11 protein-coding genes and 1 pseudogene are annotated in these 18,946 nt (G+C 40.6%); 9 read left to right on the top strand and 3 right to left on the bottom strand.

What is annotated here, in order from left to right:
- The first annotated feature begins 51 nt into the window (after positions 1 to 51).
- The 5 genes and pseudogenes from DLD82_RS00635 to DLD82_RS00615 all read left to right on the top strand — a co-directional run bounded on the left by DLD82_RS00635 (position 52) and on the right by DLD82_RS00615 (position 10,754).
- On the top strand, positions 52 to 636 hold the full coding sequence (locus DLD82_RS00635) for a hypothetical protein (RefSeq protein WP_109939167.1): 585 nt from the start codon (positions 52 to 54) through the stop codon (positions 634 to 636).
- A 244-nt stretch (positions 637 to 880) separates the two neighbouring features.
- Positions 881 to 6,613 carry a PAS domain S-box protein gene (locus DLD82_RS00630; protein WP_109939166.1) on the top strand — a complete coding sequence of 1,911 codons (5,733 nt, stop codon included), beginning with the start codon at positions 881 to 883 and terminating at the stop codon, positions 6,611 to 6,613.
- 90 nt (positions 6,614 to 6,703) lie between these two features.
- The gene (locus DLD82_RS00625) at positions 6,704 to 7,072 is read left to right on the top strand and encodes a hypothetical protein (protein ID WP_109939165.1); all 369 of its coding nucleotides are present in this window, start codon (positions 6,704 to 6,706) and stop codon (positions 7,070 to 7,072) included.
- Positions 7,069 to 9,504: a PAS domain S-box protein gene (locus tag DLD82_RS00620; RefSeq protein ID WP_109939164.1), complete on the top strand. Its 2,436-nt coding sequence runs from the start codon at positions 7,069 to 7,071 to the stop codon at positions 9,502 to 9,504. The genes DLD82_RS00625 and DLD82_RS00620 overlap by 4 nt, the downstream gene beginning before the upstream one ends.
- 114 nt (positions 9,505 to 9,618) lie before the next feature.
- Positions 9,619 to 10,754, top strand: a pseudogene (locus tag DLD82_RS00615) (IS630 family transposase).
- Between the two features lie 49 nt (positions 10,755 to 10,803).
- Here the strand turns inward: DLD82_RS00615 and DLD82_RS00610 are convergent.
- Positions 10,804 to 11,505 (bottom strand): hypothetical protein, encoded by a 702-nt coding sequence (locus tag DLD82_RS00610; protein ID WP_146199644.1) that lies wholly within the window; start codon positions 11,503 to 11,505, stop codon positions 10,804 to 10,806.
- 357 nt (positions 11,506 to 11,862) lie between these two features.
- Here DLD82_RS00610 and DLD82_RS00605 point away from each other — a divergent pair, with 357 nt between their 5' ends.
- From DLD82_RS00605 to DLD82_RS00595, 3 genes are all read left to right on the top strand, one after another.
- Entirely contained in the window at positions 11,863 to 12,285 is a 423-nt protein-coding gene (locus tag DLD82_RS00605; RefSeq protein ID WP_219968274.1) for a hypothetical protein, read from the top strand.
- 188 nt (positions 12,286 to 12,473) lie between these two features.
- Positions 12,474 to 13,154 (top strand): hypothetical protein, encoded by a 681-nt coding sequence (locus tag DLD82_RS00600; RefSeq protein ID WP_146199643.1) that lies wholly within the window; start codon positions 12,474 to 12,476, stop codon positions 13,152 to 13,154.
- A gap of 83 nt (positions 13,155 to 13,237) precedes the next feature.
- The gene (locus tag DLD82_RS00595) at positions 13,238 to 15,955 is read left to right on the top strand and encodes an ATP-dependent helicase (RefSeq protein ID WP_109939160.1); all 2,718 of its coding nucleotides are present in this window, start codon (positions 13,238 to 13,240) and stop codon (positions 15,953 to 15,955) included.
- A gap of 52 nt (positions 15,956 to 16,007) precedes the next feature.
- Here the strand turns inward: DLD82_RS00595 and DLD82_RS00590 are convergent, their stop codons facing one another.
- Positions 16,008 to 16,316, bottom strand: a complete 309-nt coding sequence (locus DLD82_RS00590; protein WP_109939159.1) for a nucleotidyltransferase family protein — start codon at positions 16,314 to 16,316, stop codon at positions 16,008 to 16,010.
- Positions 16,317 to 16,493: 177 nt separating this feature from the next.
- Here DLD82_RS00590 and DLD82_RS00585 point away from each other — a divergent pair, with 177 nt between their 5' ends.
- Entirely contained in the window at positions 16,494 to 17,036 is a 543-nt protein-coding gene (locus DLD82_RS00585; RefSeq protein WP_109939158.1) for a hypothetical protein, read from the top strand.
- Between the two features lie 18 nt (positions 17,037 to 17,054).
- Here the strand turns inward: DLD82_RS00585 and DLD82_RS00580 are convergent, their stop codons facing one another.
- Positions 17,055 to 18,944: an SWIM zinc finger family protein gene (locus DLD82_RS00580; protein WP_109939157.1), complete on the bottom strand. Its 1,890-nt coding sequence runs from the start codon at positions 18,942 to 18,944 to the stop codon at positions 17,055 to 17,057.
- Between the last annotated feature and the right edge of the window lie 2 nt (positions 18,945 to 18,946).

The raw sequence follows: 18,946 nt of genomic DNA, 5'->3' as shown, positions 1-18,946 counted from the left end.
AGATCCTGATCCGATTTGAGGGTTTTACCCTCTTAATGGATCCGGTTTTTCATGGAAAAAGAGAAAGAGAAAAGAGAAAGAGAAAATATTGAGATCTGGATAATTATTGTATACACTGCTTCATGTGCTGTTGTTTTTTCTGCAGTTCCGTTATATGCATTTCATCTCTCGGAAAATTGTTTTATCAGGCAGTTATTTTATATTGGTGCAGCCGGAGGTCTTGGGGGTGTCGTCTATAGTATCCAGGGCCTTATATATCACTATGAGAAAGATAATTTTAGCCTGAAATTTAAATGGTGGTACTTTTTCAGACCGATAACTTCGGTAATTCTTGGAATTATGGCGTATCTCTTTATAGCCGGAGGTTTGATGACATTTACCGGTATAACTCCGGATTATACATTATCTTCCTGTATACCGTCTAAAAGTGTTATGTTTTTCTGTGCCATGGCGTTTTTAGTGGGAATCTCAAACAATGCCTTTGTAAAGAAATTAAAAGACCTCGCCAAGGCCTTCTTCCTGAATGATACCGATGTAGAAAAGAAATTTAAAGAGAACCAGCCGTCTGTTCCTTCGTCAACTTCAACAGAAGAAGAGGAAATTGAATTCACTTCGGGTCAGTCAGAAAAAAATTGATGGAAATTATCAAATCAATTTTTCAATGTAATGGGATTAGGAGGTCATAGTCGGGGTCTTTTTCTTGCCTTTACGATAATTTTTCATCATAACCTGATCATATCCACTGCCTGATATCAATTACCTTTAAATATCTCTCCGCAGTATTCTGTACCATTGTAACTAGTAATATCGCAGTATTTTCAGCCGGATTACATTGATCAAACAGGTGATTTGAGTATGCTGTCACTTAGGTCTGAATGAGATGGAAGAAAAAATTCAGGTTTTGTATGTTGATGACGAGCCCGATATCTTACTCCTGGGAAAACGATTTTTGGAGAAAACCGGCATTTATACTGTTAAAACATCCAATAGTGCAACAAAAGCCATAAAACTCTTAAAAGACCATTCTTTTGATGTCATTGTATCAGATTATAAGATGCCCGGGATGGATGGCATCGCTTTTGAAAAATATTTAAAGTCAATAGACGATAAAACTCTTTTTATTCTTTTTACCGTTCGGGAACGGGAAGAAGTTATCATTGAAGCCCTGAATACCGGAGTGGATTTTTTTCTGCACAAAGGAACCGATACAGAAAAAATATTTGATGAATTATCATGTGCGATAAAAAATCTGGTTTCTCAACGATTAGAAGAACTAAAAAGGCTTGAAGAACAGAAAAGAATCGCAAATATTATAGAATACCTTCCTGATCCCATGTTTGCGATTAATAATGACGGGATTGTCATTGCCTGGAATCGAGCGATGGTCGAAATGACCGGGATTGAACAATCCGGGATGATAGGCCTGTGTGATCATGCATATTCTGTTCCTTTCTATGGGGATCGCAGAAAACTACTCATCGACCTTGAAGGTTTAAGTGATGATGAACTGGCATCACATAATCCCCCGGTACAGAAGAAAGGATATACCCTCTCATCAGAAGTTTTCACTCCTGCATTATACAATGGCAGAGGTGCATATGTTTGGGCGGTAGTAACTCCTCTCTTTGATGAAAAGGGGAACCGGGTTGGAACTGTCGAGTCCATCCGTGATATTACCGAGAGAAAAAACGCAGAATATGAACTCCTGGCAAAAAACAATGATCTTCAGGCAGCATATGAAGAAATTTCCGCTTCAGAAGAAGAACTCTGTTCAAATCTGGATGAACTGATAAAAAAAGATAAGCAGCTTCAGGAGAGCAGAGAGCGATATCTTGCATTGTACGTTCATATGGTCGAAGGGGCAGCCCTTCATGATATTATTTTCAATGAACGAGGAGTTCCGGAAGATTATCGTATCGTTGATGTAAATCCGTCTTTTGAAAAAATCCTGGGTCTTAACCGGGAACAGGTTATTGGTAAGACAAGTCGTGAGGCATATGGAGTATCTATTCCACCATACCTTGATATCTATGCAGGGGTTGCAATTTCCGGAGAACCCCTCACGTTTGAGGTATTTTTTCTTCCATTGCAAAAACATTTCTCAATTTCAGTGTACTCTCCCTACAAGGGAAGTTTTGCTACGATTTTTACTGATATTACTGAACAAAAACGATCAAATGAAGCGTTACAGAAGAGTGAAAAACGTCTGAAGGAGGCTCAACAACTTGCTTTAATCGGGAACTGGGAGTTTGATTACAGTAATAACCATCTGGAATGGTCTGATGTTATCTATAAGATTTTTGAGAGAAATCCGTCCGGTTTTAAACCCTCATATGAGGCGTTTTTGAGTATTGTTCATCCTGATGACCGTGAAGAAGTAGACCATGTCTATGCTCTGTCTCTTGAAACCCGAAAACCTTATTGTATAGAGCACCGGCTTTTAATGGATGATGGAAGAGTAAAATATGTGTTTGAACAGTGTGAAACCTTTTTTGATCCCATCGGAAAAGCGGTGTTCTCGTTAGGAACAATTCAGGATGTTACCGCCAGAAAAAAAATAGAAAATTCTCTGAAAGAGACGAATGAATACCTGGAAAACCTGATAAACATTGCAAATGTTCCAATTATTGTCTGGGATTCATCATTTCATATTACCCGTCTGAATCATGCTTTTGAGGAACTTATCGGAAGGTCAGGCAAGGAGATAATTGGTTCATCTGTTGAATTGTTATTTCCACCAGACAAAGCAGACCGTTCCATGCAACTGTTAAAAAGCACTCTTACAGGGGTCAGGTGGGATACAACAGAAATTTCCCTGCTTCATAATAACGGATCTATCCGGACGATTCAATGGAATTCAGCAACACTTTTTTCTTCAGACGGGAAAACCCCGGTGGCAACCATTGCCCAGGGTCATGATATTACTCGTGAGCGTCAGCTGGAACAGGAAAGAGATATTGCATTATCCCAGATAAAACACAATCTTGCCTGCCTTGCTATTCTGAATGATGGAATCAGAAATCCTCTCAATATAATTTTAGCATTCTCTGACTTATTAGGTGATCAAAGGCTCATTGAAGAGATTTCACTTCAGATAGAAAGAATAGATATGATGGTCAGTCAACTGGATAAAAGGTGGATTGAGTCTGAAAAAATTCTGGATTATCTGCGAAAACACCATCATCTCAGTTTTGAAGAGGAAGAGGGAATAAAGAACCACCGGACAGGAGAGATTGCAGTATTAATCCAGGAATCAGAAAAGACTCCAAAACCAGAAACAGAGTATTTCGTTGAAGATACGCAATCTTTACTGTATACCCTCCTGGATAGTATTGACTCTTGTATATATGTCGCAGATCCGGATACCTATGACCTCATTTTTATGAATCAGTGTGGTCGTGCAATTTTTGGAAATATCACGGGTAAAAAGTGTTATGATTATTTAAATTCCGGAGGAGATGGGCCATGCTCGTTTTGTTCAAATCACATCCTGAATGAACAAAGAAAAATAAATGAGTCGTTTGTATCACATCATGATGAATATAAAAACCCCTGGAATGGACGATGGTATAAATCGCATTCCAGACTTATTCGGTGGATTGATGGCAGGATAGTAAAAATCGGAGTGGCCCACGATATTACGACCGGTAAAGAGATGGAGACAGAACTCCTTATTGAAAAATCTCTCATCAGATTTATTGAAAAAGTTTTCCCATTGGGTGTCTGGCGATATTCGTTTGAAACCCGGAAATTTACCTGGTCTGAAGGGATGTACGCCCTTTTCGGTCTTGAAAAAAACAATCGTCATTTTGATGAAGACGCCCATATTTCCTCTTTTATTCATCCGGAAGACCGGGATCTGGTAAAAAAAGCCATTGATGAAATTTCCCAGGATAAAATCCCCCGAACGCTGGATTACCGTATCATTAAGGCTGATGGTTCAGTCTGTCTGATTCATTCAGAGAGCAGACGGGAATATGATGAATCCGGAAAGGTTACTGGTATAACAGGATTTTCTACGGATAATACCCGGGAAACTCTTGATAAATCAGCCTTACACGATACGGTACTAAAACTTGAGACTATTATGTCCGGATATCATCTTGGAAGCTGGGAATCAAATATCCTGACTGGTAACTGCGAAATAAGTGAAGGATGGGCTAAAATTTTAGGATATTCCATAGATGAACTGGCACCAGTTTCAATGAATGAATGGTTATCTTTCATTCATCCAGATGATAAAAAAACCGCAGTAGATACCTTTCATGATCATATATCCGGTAAAAATCCGTTCTTGGTATGTCAAGTCCGGATGAAGCATAAAGATGGAAGTTGGAGATGGATCGAGGTCCGGGGACGTGTCATATCATGGACTAAAGAAGGAGATCCTTTTATCCTGTTTGGAACTCACAAGGATATTTCGAGGCAGAAACTGGAAGATATCCGGCTCCGTGAGAGTGAGATGCGGTATAAATACATATCTGACTCAACTTCTGATTTTGTTTTCTCATGTACACGAAAAGAAGAATGCCCGTATGAGATTGATTGGGTTGCCGGGGCGGTTTTGTCTATCACCGGGTATTCTCTGGAAGAAATATTGTCTCTTGGATGCTGGAGAGTGATTGTCCATCCTGATGACCTCCCCTTATTTGATGAAGCCATTATAAATCTCATACCTGGTGCATCGAAAAAGACTACTCTCCGGCTCGTCAGGAAAGATGGAGAAATCAGATGGATTGATGTACATTGTACCCATGTTTCTCTGGAAAGTTCTGATCTTCATCATCGGATATACGGGGGATGCCGTGATGTTACTGATTATAAGATTGCTGAAGAAGAACTTGAAATCGTTCAGGAAAAGTACACGAAAGCGTTTCTTTCCAATCCAGAAATAATTACCATTAGTAATCTTAAAAGCGGACTTTTTATAGAGGTAAATGATGCCTCCACCCGGCATTATGGATATTCTCGACAAGAGATGATAGGAAAAAGTCCCCTTGACTTAAATCTCTGGCAAAGCAGGGAATATATGGAAAATTTTCTCAAAAACCTTCTCTCTCAAGGTAAAGTTACCTGGTATAAAGCGGTTCATTGTAGAAAATCAGGTGAACTGTTCGATGTTGCAATATCTGCAGATACTATCATGCTACAAGGAGAAACCTGTATAATATCTACGGTCAGGGATATTTCCATTTTGAAAAAGACCGAGTCATCACTTCGGGAAAGTGAGGAGCGGTATCACAACCTGGTCCAGAATCTCCCCGGATATGTACTAGTTCATCAAAACGGGATTATTCTTTTTGTTAACCAGAGTGGAGCAACTGCAATGGGGTATACCCCTGATGAGATTATCGGCACATATCTGTTCGACTATGTCCCTCCCGAATCACAACAGCAAATATCTGAAGCAATTTGTCATAGGATGAATGAATATTCTCTTATCCCCTTTGAGATAACTGTGAAGACTCGTCATGGCAGGTTATGTACTGTTGAAGTCAGAAGCGTTAAAATTGAATATGAGGGTTCAGCTGCAATATTAAGTGTATTTTCAGATATCTCCGAGCGAAAACAGATAGAAGAAGCATTACGAAAAAGTGAGACTAAATATCGTCAATTCGTCGAATATGCAAATGATGCGATTATTGTAGCTCAGAACGGGTATCTGACACTTGTCAATCCCCGTATGGCTGAGATGGCAGGATATTCTGTTGATGAGCTTCTATCAGTTCCGTTTTCAAATTTCATACATCCTGATGATCGTGAAAAGGTTGTAGAAATGCACATGAAACGATTGAAAGGGGAACATCCTCCTTCACGATACCAGTTCAGGATGCTCAAAAAGAACGGGGAGATAATGTGGGTTGAAATTAGTGCTGTTCTTTTTGAATGGGAGGGTGCTCCGGCGACATTGAATTTTCTGGTGGATGTTACTGAGAGAATTCAGGCTGAAGAAGCGATTCGTGAATCCAATCGAAAACTTCGTCTTCTTACCGGACTTACCCGCCATGATGTCTTCAATCAGCTCTCCACGATAGATCTTTTCCAGACGATGGCTCTGGAGTCATTAGACATTGGGAAAATTCATGAATATGTTACTCATGCACGCGCAGCAGGGAAGAGAATTGAGAATATTATCAGTTTCACCCGGGAATATGAGGATTTTGGGATTGTTGCAAGCGGGTGGAAACATCCGTATGACATAATCGAATCAGCTCTCTCTGAAGTAACCCCCGGATCAATTTTGGTAGAAAATCATGTTCCCGGATCCCTGGAAATATATGTTGATCCAATCATCCGGAAAGTATTCACAACCATTTTGGAAAATGCAGTGAGGCATGGGAAAACACTCTCCAAAATAAAATTTTATTGTGAAACAAGCGAAGAATTTTTAATAATAGTCTGCGAGGATGATGGGATTGGCATTCCTCCGGAAGAAAAAGACATGATTTTTGAACATGGATTTGGGACACATACTGGTATAGGTCTTTTTCTAGCAAAAGAGATTTTATCGATTACTGGTCTTTCAATCCGTGAACAGGGCATCTTCGGGAAGGGGGCACGGTTTGAAATTATCGTGCCTGCCGGAAAATTTAGGTCATGCAATCTTATTTAAATTGATTCATTACTGTCCGGAAAAACTCAAAGGGCAGATTTATCTCCTATAAGTTTTTAATGGTAGTTCTATTAACCAGCCGGAGCTTCCATGAACCGAACCGATTCATTACGTGATGTCAGCGATAATGAGGATTCGTCAGCAGATACTCAAAAAATTTCTGGAGTACAGCAGTTCATTGGAAGATTCCGGTTACAAACGGTTTTAATAATCTCCCTGGTAATTGTTGTTGTCCTGGCAATGGGGATAACCGGCTTTTTAAGTTTCTTCAATGGACAATTGGCCGTAAATGATATGGCCAACCAGGTCCAGAATCAGGTGTCAGACCGGATTTTTTTCATCTTTATACCTATCTGGATGTTCCTCATCATATCAACCGTCTTTGTTCTGATTGTATTCATCGTGGGGAGATATCTGTCCGGAATAATTCGGCTCTTCAAAACCATTTTCAGGGAATGATATCCCGGTATCGTCACGCAGAGGCAATATGTTATGGAAATGAAGCAGAGGGAAATTATACCATCATTTCCAAAGTGGGAGCTCCGGGTATTGCCAACGGGACCGATCTTTATTTAGGGTATTCACGAAAAGAGACGAACTTCTCTTTTGAGGAGTATCTCATCTCCCATGACGGGCAGAAAAATAAGCAGACTGTATCATTGGAACATTATGATCCCAGAACAAGACCCTGGTATAAATCTGCAACTGAGGCCCGTGGCCCTGTCTGGACTCCCATTTACATGTGGCTTGAGGGTGTTGTTGGAATTGATGCAGTACTTCCGGTTTATTCACAAAACGGAGAATTACTGGGAGTATTAGATACCGCCCTTACTTTGACCGGAATTGGTGACTTTTTACAGGATTTAGACATAACAGAAAACGGGCAGGCATTTATCATCGATGAAGAGGGATATCTTGTCGCTTCATCGATTATTAAAGAACCCTATATTCGTAAGAATGATGAACTGGTCCGTTTTTCAGCTCGGGAAATGAATAATGCGGTAATCAGAAGTGCAGCAGAGTATATTTCCACTCATAATCTGACCGGAAATCAACCGATAGACCGGTGGCAGTTTACACTTGATATTCCAGAAGAAGGGGGAAGACAACTGGTTCAGGTCACTCCTTTTCAGGACCGTTACGGACTTGAATGGCTGATTGTTGTCGTTGTTCCGGAATCTGATTTCATGGAGGGAATTAATAATAATAATAAGACAACCGGAATCTTGATTATTTCCTCTATTATTTTTACGATAATTATCTGCATATTACTCGCCCGATGGGTTACAAAACCACTTGCATCAATGAATAAATCTGCAAAAGCATTTGCAAATGGAGACTGGTCTGCCTGGAAAGAACTGAACCGGCGTGATGAACTGGGTCAGTTATCTCATTCATTCAAACAGATGGCAGATCAGTTAAAGAGTAGTTTTTCCTCACTTAAATCCAGTGAAGAACGGTATATGGGTCTTTTCCATTCGTCTGCAGATGCAATACTGGTATTTAAATTTCATAATCTCGATAAAATCAATCATGCCGGAGAAAAAATGTTCGGTGTCACAGAAGCTGAGGCAACAGGAAAAGAGGCCCGGACACTTTTCGGAAATATCGGAACAGCCATTGCTGATATGATAGATGAATCTACCTCAACTCAAAATGGCGGGTACCTTGATAATACTGTTTCTGTAGTTCGTGATGGAAAAGAACGGTTTATGAATATCCGTTTAACACGGTTTTTTGAAAAAGATTCTGTTATGAGTCTTGTCCATATCCGGGATATCACTGATCAACGACTTGCAATAATTGCCCATGCAGAACAGGAGGCTCTTCGTGAATCTTATGTCAAGATCCAGATGATCCTCCAGCATCTCCCTGATTCAACTTTTGTTGTGGATAAAAAAGGTGATATTTTATTCTGGAACCAGGCATTTGAGAATCTGACCGGTATTACTGCAAAGGATATTATTGGAAAAGGATATGATGATTATTCTGTTGCAATTTTTAATGAAAAAAGGCCCCTTCTGGCAAATCTGTTATTAGATGATTCTCTTTCCGCAAATGGGCTATATGATGATATCACCCGGTCCGGGGATACAATAAAGACGAGTTACTGGATAAACTTTTCAGGTGAGATGAAATACATATCGGTGATGGCTTCTCTTTTGTATGATTCAAATGGAGAAGTCATCGGTGCAATTGAGTCTCTCCGGGATATAACCTCTCATAAACAGGCCGAAGAAGCCCTGCTCATCGCAAATAAAAAATTAAATCTACTCTCAAGTATTACCCGCCATGACATTATCAATAAAATTATGGTTTCAAAGGGATTCATGGCTTTGTTAAAAGATACTAAACTGGGCTCAGATCAAATCAGCCTTATTGATGGAGTACTCCGTTCGATGGAAGACATTGATCACTTTGTGGCATTTACTCGGATGTACCAGGAAATTGGTATGAAGGTGCCGGTCTGGCAGGATGTGAGGGATGTCTGCGATCATGCAATTGCCGGAGTAAATGCAGGTCCGGTGCAGATCAATAATAGTATCTCTGACATCTCTATTCTGGTTGATCCATTGTTTGAGAAGGTATGTTACAATCTGGTAGAGAATGCAATCCGTCATGGTGAAGGTCTGACCCGGATAGATATCAGAGCTCATGAGATAGATAACGGTTTACGGATTTCAATTGAAGATAACGGAGTCGGAGTTCCTGATGATCAGAAAGAACTAATTTTCGAGAGAGGCTTTGGTAAAAATACCGGATATGGATTATTTTTGGTCCGGGAGATCCTCTCAATTTCCGGGATCTCAATTGCTGAGCATGGACAATATGGAACAGGAAGCAGGTTTGATATTGATGTCCCTACTGGCAGGTATCGGAAAAATGAATAATACTAACAGTCAATAAAAAATAATCTTTAGGTTTTTCTAGTGTTTAGGGACCGTTAAATTTATAAGTTGAAGTTAATCAAAAGTACTTTATAATAGTACATACTATAAAAATCAATGAATAAGAAATATATCGTTGATTTATCAGATAATGAAAGAGAAATGCTCCTTTCAATAGTAAATAAAGGTAAAGGGCCCTCTTATCGCATAAAACATGCATAAATTCTTTTAAATTCGAATATTAATGATAAAAATTTGAGTGATCAAGAAATATCTGAATTATTACATTGTCATAGTCAAACAGTTGTAAATGTCCGAAAGCGATTCGTAGAATTTGGGCTAGAATCTGCATTAGAAAGAAAAAAACGAGAAAATTCACCGATTCCTAGAAAATTAGATGGTGATAAAGAAACTCGTTTATTTGCAATTGCATGCAGTCAACCTCCGGAGGGAAGGCGTAGATGGACTCTGCAGTTACTCGCAGATGAACTCGTCATTCTTAATATTGTAGATGATATCTCCGCAAAAACCGTGGGACGCACTTTAAAAAAACAGAAATAAAACCCCATATAAAGAAGTGTTGGGTTATCCCACCATCTCAAAACGAAGAATTCGTTGCACATATGGAGGATATTTTAGATTTATATCATCGACCATATGATCCTGATTTTCCTCTTATCTGTATGGATGAACAACCGATTCAGTTAATTGGAGAAACTCGAATTCCAATCCCTGCAACAATAAACCATCCAGAAATAATCGATTATGAATATAAGAGAAATGGGACTGCAAATATTTTCATGTTTACAGAGCCTTTAAACTCTTGGAGAAATGCTACTGTTCGAATCACTAAAACGAAAACTGATTGGGCATTAGAAATTAAAGAACTTCTGAATGTCTATTACCCAAATGCCAATAAGGTAATTCTGGTATGTGATAACTATTCAACACATACCATGGGAGCACTTTACGCAACATTTCCTCCTGAAGAGGCTTCAAGATTATTGAAACGTCTGGAAATTCATTATACTCCCAAACATGGGAGTTGGTTAAATATTGCAGAATGCGAACTCAGTGCTTTGACTAGACAATGTTTAGATAGAAGAATGGGCGATCTTGAAACTCTTAAAAGAGAAGTGAATTTTTGGAAGGTAAATAGAAATACATTACAGAAAGGAGTTGATTGGCAATTTACAACTGCTGATGCACGGATAAAACTGAAGCGACTTTACCCACAAATTAAGATGTCTTGAACCACTAGGTACTATAAGACCGAAAACCCGGGTATTAGGAAAAAAAGAATTAAGATGTCTTCCTGCCAACCCAGGGTTTTATTACCGGAGATTCAGTAAAGTTTGTCCCTTGTGTTCCTTCAATGGTTTTCAGGTCATCAGAGATGACAAATGAAAATTTACCTGTTTCTACCCATTTTCCAGAAATTTTGGTTCCATCTTCGGAAGCCTGGGCTTCGATAATACCGGGTTCATCTTCAATGTCTTTTAGAGGTGTATATGATCCGGTAACAACTGTTCCATTCTGAATGATGGTATAATCCGCTTTTTTTGTTTTATATGATCCAGTCCAGGGATAATTTGGATCTACCGCACTGCCTATCCTTGTTCCATTTGCCGTGAAAGGGTCTGATTCGGTTACCTTTAATTCGGGACGGTTTTTTGACACTCCGGTAAAAGTCATTTTGTCCGGAGACAAGACCAGCAAAAAATTGCCCGCTTCTGTCCAGATTCCAGAAAATTCTCTTCCATCTTCAGAGAGTTGTCCTTTTAAGAGTCCTGGATCATGGATTTTCGGATCCTTTGGCTCATAGCTTCCGGCGATAGACTTTCCATTCTGGATTATGGAAATTGAATAGTTATCTGATTCCCATGTTCCATTCCAGAGGTTTCCAGTAATGATAGAGTTATCAGAAGATTTTTCAGCTGTACATAATCCAATGCTAAACAAGGTGAGGGTGATGATGATTCCGGTCAGAATAATTCTCTGCAATTCCAATCCTCCTGATAGGTAATTCTTTTTCCGGAAAAGATAATGATTTCGGTATTTCTTTAATTCGGAACCTGAAAAGTATGAGTATTTTTCCATACTTCCAATACATTTCATCAGACTTCAGATAAAGAATGTCAGAATCACTACTAAAAGTTACTCTGCAATTAATGGATAATATGAGACACTTTTCTATCTATTCTGAAAAGAAAGAATTATTGTAATTTTTGATAGGAAAATCATATATGATAATTGCACAACAATTATTTTGGACATCCAGATGTAACACTCCGGGTGTTGGTGTTATTTATGAGTCTGAATAAAAAAATTCACATTATAATTTTAAGTTTCATTATCGGCATGCTTTCATTGGGTGTTTTCTGTGGGGTGGCCGCTGCAGAAGAATCAGTAGTAAATGTCCAGGGTTCAAGTGATGTCGTTACTGTAGCGGTTACTGATCTTAAAACTATTGAAAATACCGATGAGGTAATCTTCACTGAGGATGAAGAAGTAGAGGAATCAAATGACTTTTCTCCATCATCTCAGTTAGCAAAATTACAGGCAGCAATAGAGGCAGCGAATGCAGTAGCATCTGAACAGTATGATACACTTATTAATACTCTGGCAGATTCTGAAGAGATCAATGCAAACATCTCAGCAACAATTGCCAAAATTGAAAACGTTACTGTGCAGGCAGCAGAAGATAAAGCCGCTCTTGATGCTGCACTCTCCGGAACGGTAACTGAGGAAGTCTCCTCTGATGAAATAAATCCTATTGTGTAGTTGCGTAATTGCACCGATACAATTATATCTCTTTTTTCGTTCAGAATATTTTTCAGATAACAAACCTGAACTATTCTGGTTTTGAATCATTCATAGACGGGTTTCTTTACCGGGAAAGGAAGGCATAGTTAAATCGAAATATTCATCAGTCATTGCCTGTGATTATTCTATGCATCTGGAGTTTTTCCATGAAAATAATTACGTATATAACCATGGTAATGGTTCTTTTTCTTTCCTGTGTCTTTGTTTGCGTGGCTGAAGAAGAGATGGATACAAGTTCTGACATTATCTCCGACTGGTCCGGAACCTGGAATTGCGATGTAAATACGTTAAATCTGACTCAGGACGGGAATGTGGTCATAGGTACATATGAAAAACCAGAAGATATGGTAGTCCTGAAGATGGAAGGAAACGTATCAGAGGATGGAAAGGTATTCTCCGGCAGTTGGTCTGACACCGGGAAAATTGAGTTTATCCTTTCTGATGATGGGAAATCCTTTAACGGCACCTATGTTTCCTCAGGTTTGAATAATGTTGATTATGATTCTGACAGCACCTGGAACGGAACACTTTTAGATGAGGCAGATCCTGAACATCCATGGTCCGGTTCCTGGGATTCTGGCATGAATTCCATTACAAATCTTACCCAGGACGATAATGCCGTCTATGGTTCATATGTCACCCCGGGAGATGTCCTTCTTACTATTGATGGATTACTTTCAGAGGATGGAAAAATTCTGACCGGAACCTATTCTGATGGGGGGTTGTTTATATTTACTCTTTCAGAAGATGGGAATTCCTTTAACGGCACATTCGGCTATGGATCAGAGGATTCGACGAGCAACTGGAACGGGACACGGGCTTTATAATTTTCTACCCCGTTTTTTTCTTTTTTATAATCGTAACATTGCCTTTCGCTGGAAGTTCATATCTTTCGAAAAAATCCTCTATCATGTCTGAAGAGTATACAAGGAGAATTCTCCATGAACCGTTTACTCTTTCTCCGTCCCAGGAGGAGGCAGTCCTCTCCCCGGCTCGTTATACCCGGATTATTTCCGGAGCAGGATCTGGAAAGACTGAAACATTGACCCGGAGAATCCTGTATCTTCTCTTCTGCCGGAAAGTTCTCCCAAAGGAAATTGTTGCATTCACGTTTACCGAAAAAGCAGCGACAGCCATGAAAACCCGGATATATGACCGGGTTCTTGCCTTAGGGGATACTTCCCTCTATCACCAGCTTGGTGAGATGTTTATCGGGACCATCCATGGGTATTGTCACCGGCTTTTAGAAGAAAAGTGCGGGTATGAAAACTGGACAGTCCTTGATGAAAACCAGGAGATGGCATATCTTATCCGGGTGGCTGACCCTATCCAGATAATTAAGGGAAATACCCCTACTCAAAAGGCAACTCTCTTCAAGCAGAGCCTGTCGGTGATGTATAATGATCTTCTTGACCGGAATGTCTTAAATGAGAAGGCCCCGTTTTTTTATGAATCGGTCCAGCGGTATGAAAAAATTTTACAAACCGGTCATCTCCTGACCTTCGATAGGATGGTGGCCCTTGCCCTTTCCCACCTGCAGAGAGAGCCTGAACTCTCCGGCGATGTCAGGCATTTGATCGTTGATGAGTACCAGGATATCAACCTCGCACAGGAAGGCCTCATCCGGGCAGCCGGGGCACTATCTTCGATATTTGTTGTCGGAGATCCAAGGCAGACAATCTACCAGTGGCGGGGTTCGGATGAAGGATGTTTTGAGCGGTTTTCAGAGGTATATCCGGATGTCCGGGACATTTCCCTTGCCGATAACCGGAGAAGTACAAAAAAGATTGTCCGGCTTGCAAATATACTGGCCGGACATTTTAAAAGACACGAGTATGAATCCATGGAAGGAGTCCGGACTGATGAAGGTTCATCGGTCCTCATTCTCTTCCCGGACCCGGTAAATGAAGCGGAAGGAATTGCAGAGGTCATAGTATCCCTTGTTTCGTCCGGGTGTTGTCGGTATTCTGATATCGGTATCCTGCTCCGTACCGTCCAGGGGTCTGGAACACCGTTTATCAACCAGTTCAGATTATTTCATATTCCCTTTACCCTCTCCGGACAGGTTGGCCTTTTCAAACGACGGGAGATCCTCTCACTTGGTAAGTTCTTTGCCTGGCTTTATGAAAAGGGATTCTTTCCCCGGACGGTTCACTCCCGGAAAGATACTGTCTCCGGAGAGGAACTTCTCCGGTCCGGAATTGATGACTGGCTGCCTGTGGTCCCGTCCGGACAGACCGAGGCAGTTCTCCTTGAAAATATTCATAACTGGAAAGAACGGGTACTTGCCCGGGAATATGTGTCCATTACCACTGCATATTATAACCTCCTCTCCATTCTTGGATTTCAGTCCCTTGACCCGGAAAATCCTGAACATTCAGTGATGATGGGAAACATGGCAAGTTTCGGGAAAGTGCTCGTCGATTTTGAGAGTTCCCAGCATATTGGCGGGAGAACAAGTTCTGACCCGGACTTTTTCTCATCGCTTTTCTGGTACCTGTATCTCTATGCATTCCGGAGGTACGAGGAGGTAGCAGGAGAGCGAAATACCCATGTTGATGCAGTTACCCTCTCCACCGTTCACCAGGCAAAAGGTCTTGAATGGCCGGTTGTTTTTATTCCGGCGATGGTAGACGGGAAATTCCCGTCGTTTCTGACCGGAAAGATTAATGAATGGCTCATTCCCCGGGAACTTTTTGATGCTTCCCGGTACGAGGGGAATGTGGAAGGTGAGAGACAGCTCTTCTATGTTGCAGTAACCCGGGCCAGAGATCAGGTTATTCTGAGTTATTATGATGAAGACCGGGATTTTTTGACTCTTCCTTCACTCTTTGTGGAAGATGAGATCGGAAGCGGTGAAGTGACACTGGTTTCAAATCCCGGTAGCGTTCCCAGAATGAAGTGTAACGCTCTTGCCAGGGAAAAAGAACTCCTCTCATTTTCTGCAAAGGATTTGGTACTCTTCCGGCAGTGTCCGTACCGGTACAGGCTCAACAAGGAGTGGGGATTTCTCCCCGGCCTTTCTCCGGACCTTGGATATGGTAATGCCCTTCACAAATGTCTCGGAGAGATTTCGGTCCGGCTCAAGAATAACTATCCGGTGGAATCTGCCGTTGACGAGGTGGTAGATACCTGCTTTTTCCTTCCCTATGCAGAAAAAAACCGTTTTGAGGGGCTGAAAAAAGTAGCCCGGGAACGTCTTTTGTCTTTTGCAAAGGAACGTGAGGCGGATCTCCGGTCGGTCAGGGGGACTGAATACCGCATCGAATATCCGGTTAGGAATGGGACAATTATCGGAAAGATTGATGTGATGCTTGAGCATCCGGAAGGGTGTGAGATTCGGGATTACAAGACATCTGACGATGTAATTTCCCCATCTGATGCAGCCATGCAGATCCAGATTTATGCCTTTGGAATGAAAATTCTTGGAAAACCGGTTTCTTCCGGTTCGATTGCATATGTCGAGGATGCCCGGGTGGATCCGGTCCCGGTCTGTCCGGAAGAAGTTGACCGTGTCCGGGGAGTGGTCGAAGGAATAATTGATGAGATAGCCGAAGGAAAGTTTCCGGCAAAGCCCGGGAAGCAGTGTGAGCGGTGTGATTATTTCCAGTTGTGCCGGTATCGGTAATTTTTTTGTTTATTTGGTATTCATTCATCAGGGTAGGATAATACCCATCATCTTATAGAGGAATTGCCTCCTGCATAATGGCATCCTTAATGTACCAATGAAGACAACCCGGTTCTACAAGATCCACCTTGATATTCAGGAGTCCTTCCAATTCCCTGATAATTGCTGCCTGATCGAGTAGACTTTTGTCCGGATCAATATCAGCAAGGAGGTCCAGGTCACTGTCCGGGTTTTGCTCTCCCCTGATGAATGAACCAAAAACCCGAATATTATGTGCTCCATGAGATTGAGCGATTGTAACTATTGTATCTCTTAAAGCCTGAATGTCCTCTAATTTCTCTACTTTCTGAATATCTACCATAGTATCATGTACTGATTATAGAAAAATAACAGGTTTTTTATTCGATCGTTTTCTTTGTCCTGGATAGATATGGTTAATTATTTTTTTTATATTCTTTATGTTTCTTTAAAATAAAACCCACTCGCTTCGAAGAGAATTATCCGGACTTTTTTCTTCTTTGATAACCAATATTCTCTGATGACAAAAAAAGATGATCTCTTATTCCTTTCCACCATTACTGATGACCAGGCACGGAGAGTTCTCACTCTTCTTCTCCAGGAAAACCCCAAACTTATTTCAAAAGCCACTGCGATTGCAAAGGACCTTCTATCCGGAACCGATGAAGAAGAGATATCAGAGAGTGTTTGTGACGCTTTGTCTGATCTGGATGTCCATGTTCTCTGGGAAGAATCCGGAAAAACCTATCATGGATATGTAGATCCCTATGAACATTCCTATGAAATGATGGAAGACAAAATAGAACCTTTTTTAGATGATATGGAGCGGTACCTTGACCGGAACATGGTTGATGATGCATTTTCATACTGCAAAGGGATAATGAAAGGAATCTGTGTTTACATGTCAGAAGAAGCCGGAGAATTTGCTGACTGGGCTGTGGACAGTGATGATGGGCTGACATATGATGTTATTGAACGGTGGAAAACAAAAAATAATAATCCGGATATCATCACCGGGCTTGAAGCATGGCGAAAAGAATGTCTGAAGATGAAATCCAGGTAAAATGATTCTCAATAAAATTCATATATCTTCGAGTATGGTCCTGCCTTCAAGGACAGAAAGCTCCTGAATGAATCTTTTTTTCCGTGCGTGTTCTGTCTTAATGTTTTGTAAATATTCAGAGAATTCAGCGGTTTTACCGGTTTTTACTGATATATCCCGGATTTTCATAAGGTATTGAACTGCAAAATGATAATGGTCCGGGACTTTCATATTTATTATCTGGGTCGCCTGTTTTTTCCAGATATCAATAGCATTCTCCGGATATTTTTCTGCAAGTACATCTGCAATCCTATCATCCGGACTAGTTATTGAGCCATACCTGATTCTACTCTCATTCGGATCATACCATTCCAATACCCCATCAGGATCATTACTATCCAATGCTATTTCAAGAAGGATTGGCTTTACCGGAGGGTTTACACGAGCATACCGATTCCCTAACACAACACCGGTTTCCGGGAGTACTCCCGGGATGATACTCCCATTTTTCGCAGAAGATGGAATAGTACCTTCTTTTAGATAATCTTGGATATATGGCATGAGTGAGTCTGCAATATCTGCTTTCTTTGCTGATGCTATCATTTGTTTATAACCGCCGATCCTTGGATCACGGAAAAAATCTTCAGTATCCAGAGCGGTCATCATGAGCCAATCACCTGACTCTTCAAATATTTTTTTCATCTTATGAAGGAATAGGACAACTCTATGTGGATCTTGAGGCTTTTGGTTAACCGTTTTTTTGATCCATTCAATTGCTTCTCTCTTATGGTTCGTATGGTCAAGTAATTCGATAAATTCAAGAATTCTACCCTCTTTTTCAGCAAGAATCCTAGAAAAACCAATCGCCTCATTAGTTCTTCCGGATTTCTCAAGTGCCATTTCTATCCAGTCAGCCTGAGATTTTTTTCGATAACTGGGCGGGTATCCTTCCTTTATTTTTTTAGAATTCTGCTCTTTCAGGAGTTTATCAGCAACCTTTGACCACTCTGATTCCGGATGCGAACGATTGAAAAAATCCCTGATGTCATCTGCCAGGGAATATTCATCTGCCTGAAGAAACTCAATCGCATATAATAATTTTTGATATTGAGGAAGATCTGATGATTCAATTGCTTCTGCGACTACTGCAATACAATCATAAATCCGGGAACTAATAGTTCCATTTTCATCATCCATCTCAACCTGATGATTGGCTTTTTGAAGAAGAATCAGTCCGAGTCTGATGAGATCAGCATATCGTTTCTCTTCTAACAGAACATTGAAACTTTCCAGGATCCCGGAATAATCAGGTGCATCATCTTCATCCATATCATACCAGTCAGAATAATCCAATTCCTCCGATGTCACTTCATCTATCTCTGCGATAATCGCATCGATTGAAGATTCCGGAGAACTTTTTTCCATCTTCTGTCTCCGGTCAAGATACACTTCAATATTCCGGGATCCCTCGATACTTGATAGAATGATATCAATTAGTTTATCCTTTGAGAGTGTTTTTAAATAATCCTTTGTTACCGGTTTTTCATGTTGGAAAGATAGAATGGGAAGATCATGGCTCTCCGATTCAGATGAAAGAAGAGGTTTATATTTTTTGGCATATTCGTTAGAAGGCGGTTTTGATATCGTGGTTCCCTGCTTTATCTGGTTTAGATATTCAAGGATCAATGCTACTCCATGCTTGCAATCAATCTCCACCGGACATGAACAGGTTGAGGTACGATTGCCTGATAAAGAAACTACTGTATGATATAATTCGCTGCCCTGAACTTCCCCGCAAAGTACGTCATCCGCAATCTGATATACATTTACCACCTGTCCGCCTTTCTGGTATGATTTCCCTCTTGAAACAGTCTTTTGCCCAAACCATGTGTTGAGATCTTCATACGTGAGATCCCTGAAATGTTTCATAT

It is taken from the genome of Methanospirillum stamsii (genome assembly GCF_003173335.1).
Classification (GTDB): Archaea; Halobacteriota; Methanomicrobia; order Methanomicrobiales; family Methanospirillaceae; genus Methanospirillum; species Methanospirillum stamsii.
The sequence above is the reverse complement of the archived record's forward strand: the minus strand, read 5'-3'. Positions and strand labels throughout refer to the sequence as shown.